Origin of the sequence: Pseudomonas sp. MWU12-2037 (assembly GCF_023242345.1) — a bacterium.
GTDB classification, from domain to species: Bacteria; Pseudomonadota; Gammaproteobacteria; order Pseudomonadales; family Pseudomonadaceae; genus Aquipseudomonas; species Aquipseudomonas gingeri_D.
Window position 1 is genome coordinate 12,549 of the sequence record NZ_JALLIZ010000005.1, and the last position, 20,907, is coordinate 33,455.

General features: G+C 60.8%; 17 protein-coding genes. 5 read left to right on the forward strand and 12 right to left on the reverse strand.

Annotated features, from left to right (window positions below; translation table 11 throughout):
• Nucleotides 1–195 precede the first annotated feature (195 nt).
• Both M5B42_RS10445 and M5B42_RS10450 read right to left on the reverse strand, forming a co-directional pair.
• A complete protein-coding gene (locus M5B42_RS10445) occupies nucleotides 196–1,092 on the reverse strand; it encodes a LysR family transcriptional regulator (protein WP_248745741.1) in 897 nt (298 codons plus the stop codon).
• Complete coding sequence (locus tag M5B42_RS10450) at nucleotides 1,089–2,258, reverse strand: alpha-hydroxy acid oxidase (protein WP_248745742.1); 1,170 nt, start codon at nucleotides 2,256–2,258, stop codon at nucleotides 1,089–1,091. The genes M5B42_RS10445 and M5B42_RS10450 overlap by 4 nt, the downstream gene beginning before the upstream one ends.
• Before the next feature lie 153 nt (nucleotides 2,259–2,411).
• On the opposite strand from M5B42_RS10450, the gene M5B42_RS10455 reads away from it, so the two are divergent.
• Nucleotides 2,412–3,074, forward strand: a complete 663-nt coding sequence (locus tag M5B42_RS10455) for an RraA family protein (protein WP_248745743.1) — start codon at nucleotides 2,412–2,414, stop codon at nucleotides 3,072–3,074.
• A 58-nt stretch (nucleotides 3,075–3,132) separates the two neighbouring features.
• On the opposite strand, the gene M5B42_RS10460 is transcribed toward M5B42_RS10455, so the two are convergent.
• The 4 genes from M5B42_RS10460 to xylA form a co-directional block, all read right to left on the reverse strand.
• Nucleotides 3,133–4,269, reverse strand: a complete 1,137-nt coding sequence (locus tag M5B42_RS10460) for a sugar ABC transporter permease (protein ID WP_248745744.1) — start codon at nucleotides 4,267–4,269, stop codon at nucleotides 3,133–3,135.
• Complete coding sequence (gene xylG / locus M5B42_RS10465) at nucleotides 4,270–5,826, reverse strand: D-xylose ABC transporter ATP-binding protein (RefSeq protein ID WP_103495590.1); 1,557 nt, start codon at nucleotides 5,824–5,826, stop codon at nucleotides 4,270–4,272. It abuts the gene before it with no gap.
• A 32-nt stretch (nucleotides 5,827–5,858) separates the two neighbouring features.
• Nucleotides 5,859–6,860 carry a D-xylose ABC transporter substrate-binding protein gene (gene xylF, locus M5B42_RS10470; protein WP_248745745.1) on the reverse strand — a complete coding sequence of 334 codons (1,002 nt, stop codon included), beginning with the start codon at nucleotides 6,858–6,860 and terminating at the stop codon, nucleotides 5,859–5,861.
• Nucleotides 6,861–7,001: 141 nt separating this feature from the next.
• On the reverse strand, nucleotides 7,002–8,318 hold the full coding sequence (xylA, locus tag M5B42_RS10475; RefSeq protein ID WP_248745746.1) for a xylose isomerase: 1,317 nt from the start codon (nucleotides 8,316–8,318) through the stop codon (nucleotides 7,002–7,004).
• Nucleotides 8,319–8,471: 153 nt separating this feature from the next.
• Between xylA and M5B42_RS10480 the strand changes: the two genes are divergently transcribed.
• Entirely contained in the window at nucleotides 8,472–9,659 is a 1,188-nt protein-coding gene (locus M5B42_RS10480; protein WP_103495593.1) for a XylR family transcriptional regulator, read from the forward strand.
• 171 nt (nucleotides 9,660–9,830) lie between these two features.
• On the opposite strand, the gene M5B42_RS10485 is transcribed toward M5B42_RS10480, so the two are convergent.
• From M5B42_RS10485 to M5B42_RS10510, 6 genes are all read right to left on the reverse strand, one after another.
• A complete protein-coding gene (locus M5B42_RS10485; protein WP_248745747.1) occupies nucleotides 9,831–11,732 on the reverse strand; it encodes an acyl-CoA synthetase in 1,902 nt (633 codons plus the stop codon).
• A complete protein-coding gene (locus M5B42_RS10490) occupies nucleotides 11,732–12,688 on the reverse strand; it encodes a fumarylacetoacetate hydrolase family protein (protein ID WP_103495596.1) in 957 nt (318 codons plus the stop codon). Before M5B42_RS10490 ends, M5B42_RS10485 begins: the two co-directional genes overlap by 1 nt.
• Nucleotides 12,689–12,843: 155 nt before the next feature.
• Complete coding sequence (locus M5B42_RS10495) at nucleotides 12,844–13,932, reverse strand: VOC family protein (protein WP_248745748.1); 1,089 nt, start codon at nucleotides 13,930–13,932, stop codon at nucleotides 12,844–12,846.
• A gap of 84 nt (nucleotides 13,933–14,016) precedes the next feature.
• Nucleotides 14,017–14,631 carry a TetR/AcrR family transcriptional regulator gene (locus M5B42_RS10500; protein ID WP_103495598.1) on the reverse strand — a complete coding sequence of 205 codons (615 nt, stop codon included), beginning with the start codon at nucleotides 14,629–14,631 and terminating at the stop codon, nucleotides 14,017–14,019.
• 164 nt (nucleotides 14,632–14,795) lie between these two features.
• Nucleotides 14,796–15,464, reverse strand: coding sequence for a TetR/AcrR family transcriptional regulator (locus tag M5B42_RS10505; protein ID WP_248745749.1), 669 nt, complete (start codon nucleotides 15,462–15,464; stop codon nucleotides 14,796–14,798).
• Between the two features lie 2 nt (nucleotides 15,465–15,466).
• On the reverse strand, nucleotides 15,467–17,122 hold the full coding sequence (locus tag M5B42_RS10510; protein WP_248745750.1) for a bifunctional 3-(3-hydroxy-phenyl)propionate/3-hydroxycinnamic acid hydroxylase: 1,656 nt from the start codon (nucleotides 17,120–17,122) through the stop codon (nucleotides 15,467–15,469).
• Between the two features lie 183 nt (nucleotides 17,123–17,305).
• Between M5B42_RS10510 and M5B42_RS10515 the strand changes: the two genes are divergently transcribed.
• From M5B42_RS10515 to M5B42_RS10525, 3 genes are all read left to right on the forward strand, one after another.
• Nucleotides 17,306–18,997 carry an AAA family ATPase gene (locus tag M5B42_RS10515; protein WP_248745751.1) on the forward strand — a complete coding sequence of 564 codons (1,692 nt, stop codon included), beginning with the start codon at nucleotides 17,306–17,308 and terminating at the stop codon, nucleotides 18,995–18,997.
• A 60-nt stretch (nucleotides 18,998–19,057) separates the two neighbouring features.
• On the forward strand, nucleotides 19,058–19,273 hold the full coding sequence (locus tag M5B42_RS10520; protein WP_248745752.1) for a hypothetical protein: 216 nt from the start codon (nucleotides 19,058–19,060) through the stop codon (nucleotides 19,271–19,273).
• A gap of 117 nt (nucleotides 19,274–19,390) precedes the next feature.
• Complete coding sequence (locus M5B42_RS10525) at nucleotides 19,391–20,905, forward strand: TolC family protein (RefSeq protein ID WP_248745753.1); 1,515 nt, start codon at nucleotides 19,391–19,393, stop codon at nucleotides 20,903–20,905.
• The last annotated feature ends 2 nt before the right edge of the window (nucleotides 20,906–20,907 follow it).

The following is a 20,907-nucleotide window of genomic DNA, read 5'->3' on the forward strand; positions in this document are numbered from 1 at the left end:
GTGGAGCCGGCCAGTGCCAGTGAGCAGTTCGCAAGCAGAGCGAGACCCAGCGGTAGAAAGACTGTTTTTTTCAAAGGCGATTACTCAGGCAGTTGTTTAAAAAGACTGAATAGATTTAAACGCACTATAAAATTGATTTGTAATACTTAAAATGAATATTCAGCTTGGATTGGGCTATATCGTAGGGGCGACGAGCTACAACACCATGCGGCTGAAGTCACAGCACTGAGCCGCCAGGCGCGCCACCTCGACGCTGAGGCCCTGAAGGCGATCGGCACGGTGCACGGCGATGTAGTGGATGGGAGGCAGCGCAGGTTCGGTTTCGATGATCTGCAACCGGCCCTGTTCCACCAGCGGCGCAAGGCACTGGCGAGGCAGGTAGCTGATGCCGATACCGGAGAGCGTCAGCCCCAGTTGGGCGATCAGGTAGTTGCTTTTGATCGTGCGGTTGACCCGGACATCGTTCTGGGCGAGCCAGCGCTCATAGATCAACCCGGTGCCGGAGCCACCTCCCTGGGTCAGCACGGTGTACGAGGAGATGGCCTGCATGTTCATTATCCCGTTGCCCTGATGCAATGAAGGCGCGCACATCCAGGCGTTCTCCACCGAACTCAGCGGGGTGCTGACGAAACGGGCGTCGGCAAAAATGTCGGGCACGATGATCAGGTCGAGCTGATCGTTCTCCAATTTCGCCACCAACTCGGTGCTGAGTTCGATCGAAGGTTCCAGTACCACTTTGGGATAAGCGCTGCGGATGCCCTCGATCAGCACCGGTAGCCAGGTCATCGCGGTCAGTTCGGTGACGCCGATGCGAAAGCGCCGGACCAGCACCTCCTTGGAACTGATGCGCTCAAGCAGGTAATCGCGTTGGCGCAAGATCTCCGAGGCCTGTTCGAACAACTCCGTACCTTTTTCCGTCAGGCGCGCGCTGCGTTTGGATCGATCGAAAATGGGCATGTCAAAGGCGTCTTCCAGTTCCTGGATACGCTTGGAGACGGCTGACTGGGACATGTTCAGTTTCATGGCGGCGGATTCGAAGCTGCCCAGTTCCACAATCCAGTAGATCGCTTCCAGTTGCTTGAACGTGATCATTGCTCAGGCCCGGTTGAGGAAAACAGGTTCTCGACACCCAGGTCTTCGGGCCTGGCGACACCGAGCAGACCCAGGTCGCGCTTGAGCTCAGCGCCGATGAGTTTGAGTGCATGCCGCACGCCTGCTTCGCCGGCCACGGTCGCGGCGTAGTTGAACGGCCGCCCGATAAAGACCGCCTTGGCCCCCAGCGCCATGGCTTTCATGGCATCGGTGCCCCGGCGCACGCCGCTGTCGAGCATCACCGTCATATCCGGTACCGCCTCGACGATACGCGGCAGGATTTTCAGGGGGGCGACGCTCCCATCCAGTTGCCGCCCGCCGTGATTCGACACAATCACCGCATCGGCACCGATGTGTTGGGCCCTCACCGCATCCCGTGGGTTCAGGATGCCCTTGATGATCAACTTGCCCTTCCAGCGGCGACGAATGTCGATGACATGCTCCCAGGTGAGATGGCCTCGGTCCGAAAAGTCCCGCAGTACATTTCTTGAGAGGATAGGTGCGCCGCGAGTCGCGTAATTGTTCTCGAAGTGCGGCATCCCGTGAACGATCAAGGTCCGCAAAAATGTTCCGAGCAACCATCGGGGATGCAGAAGCCCTTGGACGGCCAATCCCAGGCTCGGACGCAGTGGTGTCGAAAAGCCCGCTCTGATGTTGTTTTCCCGGTTGGCGGCTACCGGCGTATCGACCGTCAGCACCAGGGTTTCAACAGGGGCTGCGGCAACGCGATCAATCAGGGCATTGATCTGTTTCCCCTCTCCCGGGAGATAGGCCTGGAACCAGGTACCCGGCGCTTGCTCCATCACCTCTTCCAGGCGGATCAATGAAGAGCCACTCATGATGCACGGTACCTTCGCCTGGGCCGCCGCGCGGGCCAGCACGATATCGCCGCGGTAGCTGGTCAGCGCGGAGATACCCATGGGCGCAATGCCGATCGGAGATGAATAGGTTTCGCCAAGCAACCTCACCGACGTATCGACGTGCGCCACGTCCACCAGCACGTTTGTCAGGAAGCTGTAGTCCAGGAATGATGCCCGGTTTGCGATGGCCGAGAGTTCGTCTTCAACAGCGCCTGATACATAGGCGAAGAGGGGAGCGGGCAACAGGCGTCGCGCCAGGGGCTCGAAATCCTGGAGTGAAAGACAGCGGTGCAAGGGGGAGGGCATAGGGCTCATCCTGGAGGCGTGGGCTGCGGTGCGGCGCAAATATGATTACTAAAAGAGATGCTAAAACATAGATAAATATCGCTAAAAGTATTTTTTGATTCTCCCTAAGATCAAGTCTTCGTGAAAGCACACCTAATAACACCGGGAGATATCATGTTACTTCCAGGCACCCGTATCGAACCATCGCCTGTGCTTGCTTCTGATGCCTTGATCAAAGCATTTGCCTCTGTCGTGACACCTCATATCAGCGACAACATGGGGCGCCATATCGGTGCCCGTGGCCTGACGCGCTACAACCGCACAGGCAAGCTCGTCGGTACCGCACTGACGGTCAAGACCCGTCCAGGCGACAACCTCTACATCTACAAAGCACTGATGATGTTGAAGTCCGGTCACGTGCTGGTGGTGGATGGGCAAGGCGATACCAACAACGCGGTGATCGGCGAGTTGATCAAGTTGTATGCCCTGCAACGGGGTTGCATCGGCTTTGTCATCGACGGCGCCATTCGTGATGTGGCGTGTTTTGAGAGTACCCCGTGCTACGCCAGGACCGTCGTGCACTGCGGCCCTTACAAGACGGGGCCGGGTGAGATCAATGTACCCGTATCTATCGGCGGGATGATCATCCATCCGGGAGACATCGTTGTCGGTGACGAAGATGGGGTGGTGGCGTTCTCTCAAGAGGACGCCGAGGGCGTGTTGGCGAAAGCCCGTGAACACGAAGCACACGAAGAGCGGGTGAAGGCAGAGATCGCGACCCAGGCGATCGAGCAATCATGGATCACCAACGCCCTTGTCAGAGCCGGCCTGATGTGAGGAGGCCATGAGCAGGCCCGGCCTGGTTGATCACGGTAATCGGCAAGCGGCTCTGCACTCAGCGTCGCCCGTTCCGGGTGCTCACATCCACCCATACGGCCAGCACCAGGATGCTGCCTTTGACAATCATCTGCCAGTAGCTGTCGACATCGAGCATGGACATGCCGTTGTCCAGGCTGGTGATGACCAGCGCGCCGAGGAGGGCGCCGTAAACGGTGCCCGAGCCACCGCGCATGGAGGTGCCGCCGATGAAGCAGGCGGCAATGGCGTCGAGTTCGCCCATGGTCCCGGCCGAGGGTGAGCCCGCGGCCAGGCGCGCGGTATTGACCACGCCGGCGAGGGCGCACATCAGGCCCATGATGCCGAAGATCCACAGCTTGACGGCCTGCACGTTGATGCCGGACAGGCGCGTGGCTTCCATATTGCTGCCCACCGAATAGATGCGTCGTCCGAACACGGTCTGGCTGGTGATGTAGCTGAACACCCCCAGCAGCATCAGCAGAAGCAGCACCGGCACCGGGATCCCGTCGTAGCTGTTCAGGGTATGGACGAACCCGGCCAGCACCGCGCCGATCAACACCACGCGCAAGACATCACGTACCAGTGAGTGTGCCGCCAGGCCATGGAGGGCCCGATTGCGGCGTTGTTTCCAGGTCAGGAAAAGTGTCAGGGCGAGCAGCAGTATGCCCAGGCCTGTCCCGACCGTGTGTGGCAAATAACCCTGGCCGACATAGACCAGCGACGGTGATACCGGGGCGATGGTGGTGCCGCCGGTAATCCCCAGCAGAATGCCGCGAAACGCCAGCATGCCGCCCAGGCCCACAATGAATGACGGGATGCGCAGGTAGGCGGTCATAAAGCCGTTTGCCAGGCCAATCATCCATCCGCACAGGGCGACAATGCCCAGGTTCGCCAACAGCGGTACGTGATAGACCACGTCGAGAATCGCCGCCAGGCCACCCAGCAGGCCAAGCAATGAGCCCACCGACAAGTCGATCTCGCCGCTGATGATCACCAGCACCATGCCGCAGGCGAGAATCCCGGTGATGGACATCTGCCGCAGCAGGTTGGAGAGGTTGCGCGGGGTCAGAAACCCACCGTCGGTCTGCCAACTGAAAAATAGCCAGATAATCGCCACGGCGATCACCAGCGCGAGCATTTTGTAGCGGGTGAAGAGTTGTTTGAGCTGATTCATCTACGCGGTTTTCCGATCATTATTGTTATGGTCATCGGGAGAGCTGAGGGCGGCGGTGAGCAACTGTTCCTGGGTGAGTTCGTGGTTGATGAAGTCGCCGCGCAGCTGGCCTTCGCCGATCACCAGGACGCGATCGGAAACGCCCAGCACTTCGGCCAGCTCCGAGGACACCATGATGATCGACACGCCTTCGGCCGCCAGCGCCCCCATCAGCTTGTAGATCTCATACTTGGCGCCGACATCCACCCCGCGGGTGGGTTCATCGAGAATCAGCACGCGGGGGTTGGTCAGGAGCATCTTCGCCAGCACGGCTTTCTGTTGATTGCCGCCGGAGAGGCTGGTGATCGGCAGGAACGGGCTCGCGGTCTTGAGGTGCAGGCGTGAGATTTCCTTGTTGATGCTGCCCAGTTCGGCTTCGGCGTCGATACGGGTCATTCTCGAGTAGTTGCCCAGCACGGCCAGGGTGATGTTCTGGCCGACCCCCAGGTCCGGAATGATGCCCTGGCGCTTGCGGTCTTCAGGGACCATGCACAGGCCGGCGCGGATGGATTTGAGCGGCGTGCGGGTGTCGATCGGCCGGCCGTCCAGCCAGACTTCACCTTCATGGCGGCCGGGGTAGGCGCCGAACAGCGCCGACACCAGTTCCGTGCGACCGGCGCCGACCAGCCCGGCGATGCCGAGGATTTCCCCGCGTTTGAGGACAAACGAAATATCGTCGACCCGTTTGCGCCTGGGGTTGTCGACGTCGTAGCAGGTGATGTGGCGCGCCTCGAAAATCACCTCGCCGATCTCATGGGGTTCGGTGGGGTAGAGCGTGCTCATTTCCCGTCCGACCATCTGGGTGATGATCGTCGGGATGTCCAGGTTCGCCATGGCGGTCGTGGCGATGTGCTTGCCATCGCGAATCACCGAAATGGTGTCGCACACGGCGGCCACTTCATCCAGCTTGTGGGAGATATAGACGCAGGCAACGCCCTTGGCCTTGAGGTCGCGAATGATATCCAGCAGCACCTCGATTTCCGAGCGGGTCAGGGCCGATGAAGGCTCGTCGAGGATCAGCAGGCGCGCCTGCTTGTTCAGCGCCTTGGCGATTTCCACCAGTTGCTGGTAGCCACCGCCATACTGTGAAACCGGTAGCGAGACGTTCATGTCCGGCACCTTGAGCTCACGCATCAAGGCTTCGGCACGGTGGATCATCGCCGGGTAGTTCATGCGCCCGCCGGGCAGCGTCAGCTCGTGCCCCATAAAGATGTTTTCGGCCACCGACAGGTCGGGGACCAGGGTCAGCTCCTGGTGAATGATGACGATTCCGGCGGCTTCGGTGTCGCTGATGGACTGCGCCTTGAGCGGCTGCCCGTCCCAGAGAATTTCGCCTTCCCAGGTGCCATGGGGGTAGACCGCCGACAGGACTTTCATCAGCGTGGATTTGCCGGCGCCGTTCTCGCCGCACAGACCCACGCATTCCCCCGGCTTGACCTTGATATCGATGCCATTCAGGGCTTTGACACCGCCAAAGGATTTGACGATGCCATTCATTTGCAGCAGGTAGTCGGACATAGCGAGGTACTCACAGGGTACAGCTCGGTGGGTCACTGTCCGGCAATCTGCGCCTTGGTATAAAACCCGTCTTTTTCCAGCAGGTCGATATTGTCTTTGGTCAAGGGGATCGGAGTGAGCAGGATGGTGTCGACCTTCTTGCTGCCGTTGTCGGATTGCGAGCTGTAGCTGGGTTTCTCGTTACGTGCCAGTTGCACCGAGAGCTTGGCTGCTTGCGAGGCGATCAGTTTCAGCGGCTTGTAGACGGTCATGGTCTGGGTGCCATCGATCACCCGTTTCACCGCTGCCAGGTCTGCGTCCTGACCCGAGATCGGTACTTTCCCGGCCATCTGCTGCGCGGCCAGTGCCTGGATGGCACCCCCGGCGGTGGCGTCGTTGGAGGCGACGATGCCATCGATCTTGTTGTTGTTCCGGGTCAGGGCATTTTCAACAATGCTCAGGGCTTCGGTGGGGTTCCATTCCTTCACCCACTGTTGGCCGACAATCTTGATATCTCCCTTGTCGATGGCCGGTTGCAGCACTTTCATCTGGCCTTCGCGCAGGACCTTGGCGTTGTTGTCCGTGGGCGCGCCACCGAGCAGAAAGTAGTTGCCCTTGGGCGCCGCTTTCAGCACGCCGCTGGCCTGCATCTCGCCGACCTTTTCGTTATCGAAGGAGATATAGGCGTCTATATCGGCGTTGAGGATCAGTCGGTCATAGGACACCACCTTGATCCCGGCCTTCTTGGCTTCGGCGACGGCATTGGTCAGCACGGTGGCGTTGAACGGCACGATGACGATCACATCGACACCACGGGAAATGAGGTTTTCAATCTGCGAAATCTGCTTCTGCTCGTTGGCATCGGCCGACTGTACGAAGACCTTGGCGTCCATTTTTTCCGCCGCCGCGACGAAGTAATCACGGTCTCGCGACCAGCGTTCCAGACGCAGGTCATCGATGGAGAAACCGATCTTCGGGTGGGCGGCATCGGCCATGACCGGTAGCGAGAGCAGGGCCAGAGCGCTGGCGAGCAGAGTGCGTTTTAGTGCGTTCATGATGGTGCGTCCTTTTATTGTTGTTGGAAAGACACTGCCTGGCGATGAATAAGCTGCCGGTGGAACTGTAGAGCGTCGCAGGGCGCCGCGAGCATGGATTTGTCGTGAGAATGTCACCGCGACGCCGGGGTTCGCCCGTCCTCAGGGGTAGATGAAACGGTTCACCACGCCTTCGAGCATCTCCTGTCGACCGCTGACGGCCTGCGGATTCAACCCGTGGCTGAAGGCATGTTCGGCCAGTGATTCGAGGCTGAACTCACCCGCCAGCACCGCCTGGCCGAGTGGCTGCTGCCAGCCGGCGTAGCGTTGATCCTTGAATTGCTGGAGTCGGTCGTTCTGCACCATGGCCGCCGCGCGCTCCAGGGCCAGGGCGAGGACGTCCATTGCCGCGACGTGGCCGTGGAACAGATCGACCTCGTCCACGCTCTGGCGACGGACCTTGGAGTCGAAGTTGAACCCGCCATTAGTGAACCCGCCGGCCTTGAGGATTTCATAGGTGGCCAGGGTCATCTCCTCGACGCTGTTGGGGAACTGGTCGGTGTCCCAGCCGTTCTGCGGATCGCCGCGGTTGGCGTCGATGCTGCCGAAGATCCCCAATGAGACGGCCGTGGCGATCTCGTGATGGAAGCTGTGCCCGGCCAGGGTCGCGTGGTTGGCCTCGATATTGACCTTGATCTCGTTTTCCAGCCCGTACTGGTGCAGGAAGCCGAAGACCGTGGCGCTGTCGTAATCGTATTGGTGCTTGGTCGGCTCCTGGGGCTTGGGTTCGATCAGCAGGTCGCCTTTGAAGCCGATCTTGTGCTTGTGCTCGACCACCATGCGCATAAAGCGCCCCAATTGTTCACGTTCGCGTTTCAGGTCGGTATTGAGCAGGGTTTCGTAACCCTCGCGACCGCCCCACAGTACGTAGTTGGCCCCTTTGAGCCTTTGGGTGGCGTTCATGGCGCTGAAGACCTGGGCGGCGGCGCAGGCGAACACTTCCGGGTCGGGGTTGCTGGCAGCGCCCGCGGCAAAGCGCGGGTTGCTGAAGCAGTTGGCGGTGCCCCACAGCAGCTTGATCCCGGTTTGTTCCTGATGGCGCTCCAGGTGATCGATCATCTGCGCGAAGTGATTGCGGTACTCCTTCAGCGAGTTGCCTTCCGGGGCGACATCGGTGTCGTGGAAGCTGTAGTAGTCGATGCCCAGTTTGGAGAAGAACTCGAAGGCCGCTTCGGCCTTGCCGATGGCCAGCTCCATCGGATCCCCGGCATGCTGCCACGGACGCTTGAAGGCGCCAGCACCGAACATGTCCGCCCCTGGCCAGACGAAGGTGTGCCAGTAGCAGGCCGCCATGCGCAGGTGTTCGCGCATGGGTTTGCCGAGGACCAGCTTGTCGGCGTCGTAGTGGCGGAAGGCTAAGGGTGAGTCGCTGCTGGGGCCTTCGTAGCGAATCTTGTCGACAACGGGGAAGAACGGCATTGGAATGTCCTTGTTGTTCTTGGCTGTACCCCGATACTAGCAACGGCCCGGTGGCTGAAAATTATGAAAATCACCAAGTCGCAGTGCGATTTTGAGTCTTGAGATTCGTCGTTTGCGCGCCTAGTCTGTGTTGACCGGTCCAGGATCAAAACAATGAAAACCGTCCCGCCCGTCCACCGTATTGCGCTGTTGTTCAACGGCAGCAAGATCTACGATCGAGGCATTATCAGTGGCATCGGCAACTACCTGAGCAGCACCCGTGCATCCTGGGACCTGTTCCTTGAGGAGGATTTTCTCTGTCGGTTGAAAGGGATCGAGCGCTGGCAGGGCGATGGGATCATTGCCGACTTCGACGACCCGCTGATCGGCGAGGCGCTGGCCGGAATCAAGTTGCCAGTGGTGGCGGTGGGCGGGTCCTATCAGGATGCGCGCGCCTATCCGAAGGGCATTCCCTATGTCGCCACCGACAATGACGCACTGATGAAATTGGCCTACGAGCACCTGATCGAGGCCGGGTTGACCCGCTTTGCCTGCTTCAGCCTGCCTGAAGCGCAAGCCAATCGCTGGGCGCAGGAGCGGGAAAAAGCCTTTCGTCGGCTGCTGAAACGCGATGGTTTGCCTGTCGAGGTCTATCGCGGCATGGGCACCAGCGCGCCGCTCTGGGACAGCGCCGTCGAACAGCAGATCGCCTGGTTGCAAAGCCTGCCCAAACCCATCGGCATCATCGCCGTCAGTGACGCCCGTGCCCGGCAGTTGCTGCAAGCCTGCCTGACCGCCGGGATCGCCGTGCCGGAGCAGGTGGCCTTGATCGGCATTGATAACGACCCGCTGACCCGCAGCCTGACCAGGGTGCCGCTGAGTTCAGTGGTCCAAGGCACCGAGACCATGGGCCGGACCGCCGCGCACCTGCTCCACCAGATGCTGCACGGCATGCCGTCCACGGGCACGCAGATACTGATCCCCCCGGATGCGATCAATGTGCAGGCCTCGAGTCTGCATCAACCGTTGGGCGATCCCTATGTCATGCAGGCGCTGCTCTTTATCCGCCAATACGCCTGCCAGGGCATCAAGACCGCACAGGTGGCCGCGTACGTGGGCGTGTCGCGCTCATCGCTGGAGTCGCACTTTCGGACGGTGCGCGGCTGCAGCGTGCACGACGAGATCCTGCGCTTCAAACTGGCGGCGGCGGCCAATGGACTGGAACACACGGATTCGGCGATTGCCGATATCGCGCAGAATTGCGGCTTCAAATCGGCGCAATACCTGCACACGGTGTTCCGTCGAGAGTTCGGCTGTACGCCGCGGGAGTATCAGCAGGGCGTCAATGCAGCGATTCATTGAGTCAATAGATCAAAGTGTCCAGTGGCTCAGGCGTATCAAGAGCGATCGTGATGTTATATTTTCCATTCAGGGGTAGAACGGCAGGGGCGTCGGAAACCTCGGCTTGTCCTTTGAGGTTGACCTTCGAATGATAAGTCACTCCCATTCAGGGTTGCTGAGATACACTCGTTATCAGTCAACCCAGTCAACTTGAAAGTTGTAACGCCCCAGGAGAGGGGCAAGGGTTTTCTGGTGAACTCCGGATTGAATGCGAACTAAAAGTCCTCGGTTACTTTCTTGTACGACGTCGACCGCAATGCCAGAGAGTCCAAGGTGTTCAATCTCCAGTTGTACCGTGCTGGCGATTTCCCGTTGCTGCAGGGCCGGTTTGAATATCTTGCCGACCGCAGTCAGGGGTAACGCCTCGAGTATTTCAATGCGTTTGGGGATGGCTGCGCGTTCGCTGATGCTGAGATTGGCGAACGCCAGCAGCTCTTCGGCGCCGCAGAATTGGCCGGGCTTCAATTGGACATAGGCGACAGGTACTTCCCCTGAATAGGCATCAGGGCTGCCGATCGCGGCCACCAATGCCACAGCAGGGTGGGCCTGCAATACCTCCTCTATTTGCTTGGGGTCGATATTGTGTCCGCCACGAATGATCAATTCCTTTTTGCGTCCGGTCAGCCAGAAATAGCCCTGTGCATCCTGGCGACCCAGATCGCCGGTATTGAGCCAGCGTCGGCCGTCGATATCGATCCACAGTCCCTGGTTGTGACCCTCTTCCAGATAACCGTCGAACAGATTGGGACCGCTGATCGTGATCAGCCCGGTTTCGTCGACATTGGCATCGCGCAGGTATTCCCCGGCCTCATTCAATAGCACCGCGCGCATGTCCTGGTAAGCAAGGCGTATCCCGATGGAGCCGGTGCGTCGCTCGCCATGGGGCGGATTGACGGAAGAAACGCAGGCGCCCTCCGTGAGCCCATAGCCTTCAAGGATATGTACCCCGGTCTGCTCTTCGAACTCGCGCAACAAATCCACCGGCATGGGGGCGGCGCCACACAACGCATAACGAAGGCTGGACAGATCATGGGCACGTGGATTGTTTCTTAGCAGGGCCGCGTAGACGGTGGGCACGCCGGAAAAGAAGTTGATGCCGAAGTGCTCGACCATTTCCCAGAAGTTCGGGATAACGCCAGGGTCCCGGTAGCCTTGGGTCGTGCCCAGGATGACATGGTCACCCTGGCTCCAGGGCATCAGTCCCGTGACCAGTTGTCCATTGACATGAAAAAGTGGCAGGCCGCAAAAGATCACCTGGCCACTCTGGCAAGGTTGTAAGTGCGCGGCCATGGCCCAGGCGTTGAATACTTCCGAGCCATGGGTGCGGGCGGCAATCTTGGGCAGCCCGGTGGTGCCGCCGGTACAGAAGTAAGAAGAACGCTCTTCAGGGCGGATGTGTCTGCCGCTCTTGAGGTGAGTTTCTGGCTGGGCTTCCATCAGCTCGCGCAGATCGTGGATCACGGTATTACCGTGAAAGGCCCGCTCCCTCTGCGCCAAGCTTCTGAGCATGTCGCGCTCAGGCTCGCTGACATAGGGTTCCAGGCTGACCCAGATGATATGCCTGATTCCGGGCAGATCGTTCAATTGATCAGCCAACTTGGCCCACAGATTGTTATCTGGGGTGGGTGCCAGTGTCACCACTACCGAGGCTTTGGCCGAGTTCAGCAAGCTGGCAATCTGCTTCGCCTCCTGCAATGGGTTGATTGCCATGACGATGCCCGCTGCCTCGGCGCCCCAGATAGTGAAATGGGTCTCCGGTAGATTGGGCAGGACGAAGGCGAGTACTTCTCCCGGCACGATGCCCAGGTCGTGGAAGGCATTCGCCGCGCGGGTTATTTGCGCGAAGAGTTGGGAATAATTCCATTCGAAGGTACGCGTGAAGTGAGTGGCGTCAGGGAAGAAGCTCAACGCCAGCGCTTGAGGATTGCATACGGCGGCACGGCGCAAGGCTTCATAGGTGCTGGCGGCCAGATTGCGCTCTGAAAGCGGGGGTTGTTCCAGGTGCTTGATGTCTACCAGGCTCTGCACGCTCATCAGACTTCTCCTACTACCTGATTGCGTTGTATGCCCAGATCGATCAAGCCGTCGGCGCTACGAATATGCGCCTCGACCTTGTCGCCTGGCTTGAGATACTGGGAGCGTTTCTCCTGGGCCTTGAGGAACAGTTTCCACTTGCTGGCTTCGGGTAGCAGGGCGGCGATGCGCTGCTTGCCGGGGGAGGGGATGCTCAAGGCGCAGCCGGCCGGCGTGCCGGTGGCAATCAGGTCTCCCGGGGCAAGATCTTGTACGGACGAAAGCTCGGTCAGGGTTTGCGCGGGGCCGTAGACCAGGTTGGCGGTGCTGTCGTTTTGACGCATCTGGCCGTTGACCGTCAGGCGCAATTGCAGGGCCTTCAGATAATGCATGTCCTCGGCCCCCAGCAGGCAGAGGTGGGGGCCGACCGGGCCAAAGGTACGGAAACTCTTGCCTTTGTAGAACTGCATCTGTGGAATCTGGATGTCACGAGCCGAGTAGTCGTTGACAATAACGACGCCGGCGATGAATTCATGCAGATTGTCGTCAGTGACAGAGACAGGGCCGGTGATCTCGCGTTTCATCACCAGGCCCAGCTCGATTTCGTAGTCCAGGAACTGGACATTGCGCGGCTTGATCAGGTCGCTGTCGGCCGCCACCAGGCAACTGGTCGCCTTGGTGAACATCATGTTGAAGTGCTTTGCGTCGGGGTTCATGCCCGATTCGATCATGTGCTGACGGTAGTTGGCACCCTGGCAAAGGAACTGCTGATTACGGGTCACCGGGGACAGCAACTTGACGTCGCTCTTGGCCAGTTCGATGCCTTTCAGTTGAAGCAAATCGTCGATGGTGTTCTGGCGGATGAACTCGCCGGTCGTGGCAAAGACTCCGGGAACCGGTGTAATAAGGTTCTGGCGTATGACGCCCCATTGGACGGTGTTCTGGTATTCGAAGCGGACAATATGGACAACGGACATTGAAGGCACTCCAGAAGCATTGTTTGCCCGACTTTTGCCAGGCTTAGTTGTTGTATTGGGCCCATGCAGGGCATGTTGTCGGCGTGCGAGCGGCCTGCACCAGGGCGTCGGCGCCACACGCAGCGCACTTGTCGGGTGGTACTGAACAGGCGGACTTATCCGAACAGGCGGGCCAGCGCCATAAGCTTGCGTAGCGTCAAGTCCGGGCTGCGTCGCAGAGTGCGAATCAGCATTCGCAGATTGCCCAGTGTCAGCTTGGGCTGGGTAAAGCTCTTGGGCATGCGTTGCCCCCATTGCGCCATGGCCTCGCGGCTGACCGGATGAATGCCGGTGGGCTGTGTGGCAGTGAAGAGGTCGCCGTCACAGTAGTGCTCGTGTTTGTCTGCCCATGGGTCCTGCCAGTAATCGAAGATCTGGCTCCCCAGAATGTGCCGGCCGATCCCCCACGAATGCTTCCAGCCTCGCTCCCGCAGGACCCGCTGTCCCATGCCCAGTGCATCGGCATCGACCACTTCATAGGCGCTGTGGCTGTAGGTCGCCGTGAATCCCTGGGCAATGGCGAGGGTATGGTGATCTGTTGGAATCTCACCGCGATCCAGGCGCATGAAGGTGACGATGGGGGAGCCATCCGGGAGAACCTGTATATCGCTGGGGATCAGCCCGAAATGCTGTGTATACCAGGCGCAGGTGGCTTGATAATCGGCGACTTCGATGACGACATGACCCAGGCGCAATATTTCCGGGGGCGTTATTGGTGGGCGTTGAGCTCTGTTGATGCGTGGCTGCTTATCCGCCAGATTGAGCGAAAGAGCGGCCCTGTGCGGCAGTGGAACACTTGAGGACTGGCCGCAGATGGCTTCCACGATGAAGCCGGAGGGGTCGAGCAGCCGGACCTGTTTTCCGCCCCCCGGATGTTCGATCCGCTCGATAGCTGAAGCACCCTGGAGCTGGGTCAGGTGATCCAGATCGCCGAGACGGCCGACTTCCAGCCCGTAGCCCAGAAAGCGTGCTTGGGCCGCTCGATGAATACGGTAGCAGTAGGGGCTGGGGTCGGCAGCCCGGAGATAGAGCGTATCCGTGTCCCGGTGACTGACGCTCAGACCGAAGTCGCTCAGAAAGTGCGCCGCTTCATCAAGGTCCGGTCGTTCGAAGATAAGATGGGTGAGGCGTTGAGCTTTGACGCTCGGGGTGGGATGCCGGGCGGGTTGCAACGTGCTCAGTCGAGGTGCTGCGCTATCGTTCATTATTGTTCTCCGAACTTTTTTCGGGCAAAGCAGCGCCGAGCCCCATAAACAACAGGGGCGAAAACCACAGCGGTGGTGAAGGGGTTAGTCGAGCGCCGGGAGTGTGGGCAGTTCCTCGCTCGCCAGTCTCGCAGCCTCCTGTGCCGGCACGCCGAGCGCCCGGAGTACGAATTCCGCCGCGTCGGAACCCGCATCGCGCCAGGTTCTATGACCTTCCAGCACCAGGAACATCGCACCCAGTGCAGTGCTGGAGATCAGCGTAATGACCGAGAGCAGTTGATCTTGTCGGAAGCTGTAGCAGCCACTGGCGTGCCCCTCCAACAGGTCCTTCGTGGCCTGACTGGCGAACATCTCGCGCAGCGCGGCGTTACTCATCGCGAATCGATGAATGAAAGTGCCCCACTGGGGCTCCTCATGGGTGCGTCGGATAAAGAAGCGGATGCCATTGGCCAGACGGTGGGCAGGCTGGGCGAGGGTCTCGAAACTCTTATTGACCCGTTCGTGCATTTCAGCGCTGAGATGGGCCGCAACCGCTTCGAACAGCTGCTCCATGCTTTTCACGTTGCTATAGATCGTCCCGCGAGCAACACCGGCCTCAGTTGCAAGATCGCTGATACTCACGTCAATGGCGCCGCGCTCGGCAAAAAGGCGAAGGGCGGCTTGATGGATGCGTCGCTGTACCGGATTCAGTGATTCCACGCTTTATCTCCAGAGTCGTCTTACAATCAATTGAACACTTGTGTTCAATGTTGGTCAATTGTTTTTTGAGCTGGAGAGCGCGTTTTATCGGTTTATGTCCGTTATCCAAGGGTTTTTGAGGCGTTTTTTCATCGACAGGCTTTGCGTGTTTTGAACATTGGTGTTCAGTTTTCTGGCTGAGTGTCCATGTTCACAACAGGCAGTGGCAAGCTGGCGATTTTCCTGGCTTTGGCTGGCGTGACGCCCAGCGCCTTGAGGACCATTTCGGCGACCCGCACATCGTGTTCCGCCACTGTACGACCCTCGACAACAGCGCGCATGGCCCCGGTGGTGCATGACAACACCAGGTCCAGGGCGATGCCTTCGTCTTCGAATGCAAAAGCACCCTCATGGCGACCTTGGCGCAGGTCGTCAAGTACATGGGTGGCCAGTCGCGAGCGCGTCGCCTCGCCGAAGTGGATGATGCGCAGCAGCGCGCTGGCCCACGGGTGGTCATCGCCGGCTCGGTTGATGAACATCCGCACGCCGACGCAAAGGCGCTCGGCACCGCTGTGCAATCCGCTGCTCAAGACGGAAATGGCATCGGAGAACTCGGTGGCCATGGCGATGCCCACGGCTTCGAGCACTTCGTCGCGAGTGCGGAAGTAGTTGTAGATGGTGCCATTGGAGACCTCCGCTTCCGCGGCGATCTCGAGCAGGGCGATCTCCCCCACCTCCTTGCGTGCGACCAGGCGTCGCGCTGCGTCGACCAGGCCGCGACGGGTGCGCTCACGTTTCTTGTGGCCTCGCGTGAGAGGCTGGGGCGCTGCGGGTGCTGGGGGGGAGGAGGGCATACTCAGGCTCGTAGTCGAGGGGGCTCGCTGATGGTAATGGAAACCCGTTCAACAATGCAGTCGTCGCCCGTTATCAGATCAATGCAGGCTTGAACCAGATGGCCCGCCTGCGCGCCGTCGGCATGGTGCATGACGAGGCGGTCGGGGCGTACCACCACCAGCGTGCCCTTGGCCGCCAGCGGCAGGATGTCATGGTTCAGATCCTCGATAAAGGCGCAATCACCCACCGGACGTTGACCGCGCGGCCCGATATGCAAGAAGTTGCCGCCGGTTCGTTTCCAGGCCTCGACCTGCTCGGCGCAGAGCAGCGACAGCGGGTCGATGCCGAATCCGATCAGGGTCAGGTGGTCTCCGAGCGCATCGTCACTCAGGTGGATCTGCTGTTGGGCATTGCGAACCCAGGCCTGGGGAAAGAGCCCTCCGCGAACCAGCTTGTCACCACGGCGATGAGGGGCGAACAGGCCTTTCCTGAAGATGTTTTTCGGTTTGATGTCCAGCTCTTCGAAGTACTTGCGGGTGGTCGGCATCAAGGCGAGCAGGCGCATCAGGCCATGGGTGAAGAAGGCCGCCAGTTTGCTTCTGGGCATGACCAGGCGTCCCATGAGCTTGGCCATGTCGATCATTGCCTTGGCATGGGGGCGGCGCTCCTCGTCATAGGAGTCCAATATCGAGGGCGAGGCTTGTCCGCGCAGGACCCAGGCGAGTTTCCAGGCCAGATTGGCGGTATCGCGAAGGCCGGCGACCAGGCCCTGTCCGACGAAGGGCGGCGTGATATGAGCGGCATCTCCTGCAAGAAAAACGCGCCCCTGGCTGAAGCGGTTGCAGCAGCGCGCGTGGAACCGATACACCGCCGTGCGCTCGATCTGCAGCTTTTGCGGATCGATCCAGGGGGCGATCAGTCGGGCGATGTTTTGCGGATTTTCCATTTCTTCGCGGGTTTCACCCGGTTGCAGCATGAACTCCCAACGCTCCCTTCCGCCGGGCGCCGGCATGTGCGGCGTGGGCCGCCTTGGATCGCAAAGGAACTCGATGTGATCGATCGCTGACCGGTGCCGATTGCCGGCATCGACAATCAGCCAGTCCTCGGCATAGGTCTGCCCTTCGAAATCCTGGCCGATCAGGGTTCTGACCCTGGAGCTCGCACCATCGGCGCCTACCACGTACTGGGCGCGAACAGAGTGGACTTGGCTCTCCTGGTCCCGGACGGACGCAATGACGCAGCCTGGTGCATCGGTCAGGTGTTCGAGCTCGAAGCCACCCAGGCTGACCACCGACTCGAACCGTGAGACCTGTTCTCGCATCGCCCGCTCGAGGTCGGGCTGATAGAACGTCACCAGTTTGGGATGGCCATCAATGCTCCCGGTGGTATTGGCGCGACTGAAATCCCCGAGGGTCGTGGAGCGCATCCGCACTTCGGGGATCACGATCTTCTCGAAAGCGTCCTGGGCCAACCCGGCGAGTTGCAGGATGCGTAGCGCCTCGTTGTCCAGGGCGATGGCGCGAGGCATCAGCAGGATCTCATGGGCCTTGTCCAGGATCAGTGTCCTTACGCCGTAGCGTCCCAGCAGTGCCGCGAGTGTCGCGCCTACCGGGCCGTTGCCCACGATCAATACATCGACTGCGCTTGGCGGCAGCGTGCCGGCTTTCTTGTTATTCATACCGAGCCCTTGTTGTGGTTGTTTTTTTGGCAGTGAAACCGAGGGTTTCATCGTCAGGCAGCATGAGGTTATGCAAAAATGAGGTTTGTTTCAATATTGATTATTGTGTCATTATATCGAGGTCACTCTTTTTGCCAGCATGGAACGCATAACTGTCTTCATCTGAGCCTGTAGGAGTCGCCTGTGGTGCGTGCGCTGTGTCATCCGAATCCACTGCGGATCCGCTTTGTCGATTTTGAACTCGATGAGGCCAATGCTCGCCTGTCGTGCAATGGAGAGGCGGTGGCGCTGGCGCCGACGCCGTTCAACCTGTTGTGCGCGCTGGCGCGCGAGCCGGGGTCGCTTCTGAGCAAGGATGCGTTGCTTGACGCGGTCTGGGGACACCGCTTCGTCAGCGAGTCGGTGCTGAAAACCGCCATCAGCGATCTGCGCACGACACTGGGCGACTCTCCCCGAGCACCACGTTTTATCGAGACCGTGTCCCGGCGTGGCTATCGCTTTATTGCCACGCCGTCCCTGACGCCTTTGACGCCGACCAGCCTGGCGATAACACCGCAAGCCGTCACGCAAGCGCCGCTGTTTATCGGCCGTGGCGCTTCGCTTTCGCGCTTGCAACGGGCCTGGGTGCAGGCGCAAGGCGGCCAGCGCTCGATGTTCTGGCTCGCCGGCGCGCCGGGAATCGGCAAGACCCTGCTGATCGAGCATTTCATGGCGGGGCTCGACGGCGCCACCTGCGCGCGCGGCCATTGTGTGGAGCCCCTCGGTACTGGCGAGCCGTACCTGCCGGTGCTGGAAGCGATTGCCGGTTTGTGCCGCGTCGACCCGGCGCTGCCGGCACTCTTGCGGAGCGTGGCGCCCACCTGGCTGTTTCAACTGCCGTGGCTGAGTAGCGCCCAGGAGCGTGAGGCGTTGCGGCACGAGCTTGCCGGTGTCGGCCCGGAGCGCATGCTGCGGGAAATGGGCGAGTTGCTGGAGCGTTACACGGAGCAACGCCCCTTGTTGCTGGTCACCGAAGACCTGCATTGGGGCGACAGGGCCACCCTCCAACTGATCGACTACGTCGCCCGGCGACGCGGGCGCATGCGGTTGATGTGGGTGGCGAGTTTTCGCGTCGCCGAGGTGGTGGCGCTCGATCATCCGCTCAGTTCGTTGCGACACGAACTTCGTTTGCAGCGTTTATGCGAAGAAGTGCTACTCGATCCGTTTTCGGAGACCGAGATCGCCGATTATGTCGCTACGCGTTCGGTCTCACTGGCGCGCGATGAAGGGTTCGTGCGGGCGCTGCACGATCACACCGACGGCGTGCCACTGTTCGTCTCGTCGTTGCTCAATGAAGTGATGGACCGTGCGGACGATGACGCCACCGTCGAGGCCCGGCTGGCGAACCTCACGGTTCCCGAGAATCTGGCATCTATCATCGATCATGTGATCGCCAGGCTCGGTCGGGAGGAGCGTGATCTGCTCTCGGCGGCGGCGATATGTTCGGGGGCTTTCCGGGTGGAAACGCTTTCGCTGGCCCTTGAGCGTGACCTCGCTTCGCTGGCTTACGCCTGCGAGGAACTGGTTCGCGGGCAGGTGTGGCTGACACGGTCACGGACGGTCGATGGAGCAGAGGTGTCCGCGCAGGCCTACTCGTTCCGCCACGCGCTCCTGCGTCAGGTGCTGTACGAGCGCACGCCGCTTTCGCTGCGTGTTCACCTGCATCGTCAGATCGGCGACGCCCTCGAGCGTGAGCGGTCGTTCGGCGTGCCGGTCGCCGCGTCAGACCTGGCGATGCACTTCGAACGGGCCAGTCAGCCAGTGATTGCGCTGTCGGACTTCGGCCCGGTCGCGACCATCAGTGCCCACGGCGACCGGATGCCGACCCTTTGCTGACAACTTGATCGGGGCATGGCTTTAGGCTGTTGCCGAACTTCTCCGATCCCGTGGTCTGCAATGGTCCTGAATCCTGAATCCAAGTATCCAAACCGCCGCACGTATGTGCTGAAGCTGCGTAGCGACGCCGCGCCGGGGGGCCTTGCCGGGCGCCTGGAAAATCTGGTGACCGGCCGCCAGTGCGAGTTCTCATCCGTCGAAGAGCTGTCGGCGTCGATTGCCGACGACCTTGCATCGATAGCCGCTGAGCGTGCCGCGGATGCCGCCGGCGAATGACCCCACCTACCCGATGGAACGCTCCATAGGGCGACCTAATCACGACGCTTGGCTGACAACTTGGCGTGCCGCGGACCCTATGCTGGCTTCACCTCGAATTCCTACGAGTCCAATCCGATGTCGCGACTTCAGCTCCTTCTTTCGTTGATCCACCCTGGCGGGCAGACGTCCCGCCCATCTGCCGATTGCCTGGGCGGCCTTGCCGCTGCGGTGACGCTTGCCGTGTCTATCGCGCTGGTCCTGGCGGGCTGTTCCACGCCCATCGTCAAGCCTGTGGTGGACCTGCCAGGCAAGTTCGCCGCGACCACGGCCTCGGGGATGGAGCCCGAAGTCGCATGGTGGGAGGCCTTCAAGGATCCGGTACTGAGCGATCTGGTACGCCGCGCGATGCGCGATAACCGCGATATCAAGATCGCCTCCGAGCGCCTGTGCGCCGCGCGCGCCGGCGAGAGCATCAGCCGCTCCTGGTTGTTTCCGAGCGTCAGCGGGTCCGCCTCCGGTACCGACCGCAGTAGCGGGTACGACACGGCCACGAAGGCGGGCTATCCCGATACCAAAACCGCAAGCGTGGGGCTGGACGTTTCGTGGGAGCTGGATCTGAGCGGCCGTTTGCGGGCCGGCGCGAGCGCGGCCCAGGCCCAGGCGCTGGCCGCGGAACACAGCGTACGTGGTGTGCGCCTGCTGGTGATGAGCGATGTTGCCAGCAATTACTTCACATTGGTCGGTGCACAGCGTCAGGTCGATACCCTGCGGGCCATGTCGGCGATGCAGGACGAGACCTTGCGTCTGGTCACCGCACGCCAGCGCGTGGGCCTGGCAACCGTCTTCGACGTGGAGCGTGCCGAGGCTGACGCGGCCTCCGCGCGTGGGCAGATTCCGCCACTGGAAACCCTGGCGGCGGTGGCACGCCATCGCCTTGCGGTACTGATCGGTGACCAGGCCTTCAATGCCGCCGCCATCGTACCCTCGCGCGGCGATGTAGTGGTGCCTCAGCCGCAGCCCGGCCAGCCGGCCACGCTGCTGGAGCGCCGGCCCGACGTGCTGGAACTGATGGCGCAACTGGATGCGGCCAACGCTCGCCGTCAGCAGGCCGCCGCCGAATGGTTTCCGCGTCTGTTCCTCGGTGCCTCCTACGGCAGCCAGGGCCTGGAACTCAATGGTGTGGGGCTGGGCGCTGCCCGCTATACCAATGTGACGGGCCTGCTGACGATGCCGCTCTTCAACGCCGGGCGCACCCGTGCCATCAATGAGGTTGCCGAGAGCGGCCAGCGTGAAGCGCTGCTGCGTACCGAGGACGGCATCGCCCGTGCGCTCGAAGACGTGGAGAACTCGTTGGTCAGCCTTTCCCAGGAGCGTCGTCGCTCGGCGTCGTTGCAATCGGCTGTGGTGGCCGCGGATTCCGCGCTGGGCCGGGCTCAATCGCTCTACGACCGGGGGCAGATCGACCTGTTGCCGCTGCTGGATGCGCACCGTGTGCGCCTGACGATGCGCCTGAACGCCAACGACAGCAACACTCGTCTGCTGCTCGACAGCGTACAGCTCTACAAGGCGCTGGGCGGCGGCTGGCAGGTTTTCGAGTCCGCGCCTCCCGCCGACACCGCCACTGCCGGCGCCGTGCGTCCACTTTCCTGAAT

Coding starts and splice junctions, on each gene's coding strand:
- M5B42_RS10525 (WP_248745753.1), top strand. CDS start 19,391: ATGTCGCGACTTCAGCTCCTTCTTTCGTTGATCCACCCTGGCGGGCAG.
- xylA (WP_248745746.1), bottom strand. CDS start 8,318: ATGCCGTTCTTCCCCGTTGTCGACAAGATTCGCTACGAAGGCCCCAGC.
- M5B42_RS10445 (WP_248745741.1), bottom strand. CDS start 1,092: ATGATCACGTTCAAGCAACTGGAAGCGATCTACTGGATTGTGGAACTG.
- M5B42_RS10480 (WP_103495593.1), top strand. CDS start 8,472: ATGAAAACCGTCCCGCCCGTCCACCGTATTGCGCTGTTGTTCAACGGC.
- M5B42_RS10495 (WP_248745748.1), bottom strand. CDS start 13,932: ATGAACGATAGCGCAGCACCTCGACTGAGCACGTTGCAACCCGCCCGG.
- M5B42_RS10505 (WP_248745749.1), bottom strand. CDS start 15,464: ATGCCCTCCTCCCCCCCAGCACCCGCAGCGCCCCAGCCTCTCACGCGA.
- xylF (WP_248745745.1), bottom strand. CDS start 6,860: ATGAACGCACTAAAACGCACTCTGCTCGCCAGCGCTCTGGCCCTGCTC.
- M5B42_RS10455 (WP_248745743.1), top strand. CDS start 2,412: ATGTTACTTCCAGGCACCCGTATCGAACCATCGCCTGTGCTTGCTTCT.
- M5B42_RS10510 (WP_248745750.1), bottom strand. CDS start 17,122: ATGAATAACAAGAAAGCCGGCACGCTGCCGCCAAGCGCAGTCGATGTA.
- M5B42_RS10460 (WP_248745744.1), bottom strand. CDS start 4,269: ATGAATCAGCTCAAACAACTCTTCACCCGCTACAAAATGCTCGCGCTG.
- M5B42_RS10490 (WP_103495596.1), bottom strand. CDS start 12,688: ATGTCCGTTGTCCATATTGTCCGCTTCGAATACCAGAACACCGTCCAA.
- xylG (WP_103495590.1), bottom strand. CDS start 5,826: ATGTCCGACTACCTGCTGCAAATGAATGGCATCGTCAAATCCTTTGGC.
- M5B42_RS10520 (WP_248745752.1), top strand. CDS start 19,058: ATGGTCCTGAATCCTGAATCCAAGTATCCAAACCGCCGCACGTATGTG.
- M5B42_RS10450 (WP_248745742.1), bottom strand. CDS start 2,258: ATGCCCTCCCCCTTGCACCGCTGTCTTTCACTCCAGGATTTCGAGCCC.
- M5B42_RS10485 (WP_248745747.1), bottom strand. CDS start 11,732: ATGAGCGTGCAGAGCCTGGTAGACATCAAGCACCTGGAACAACCCCCG.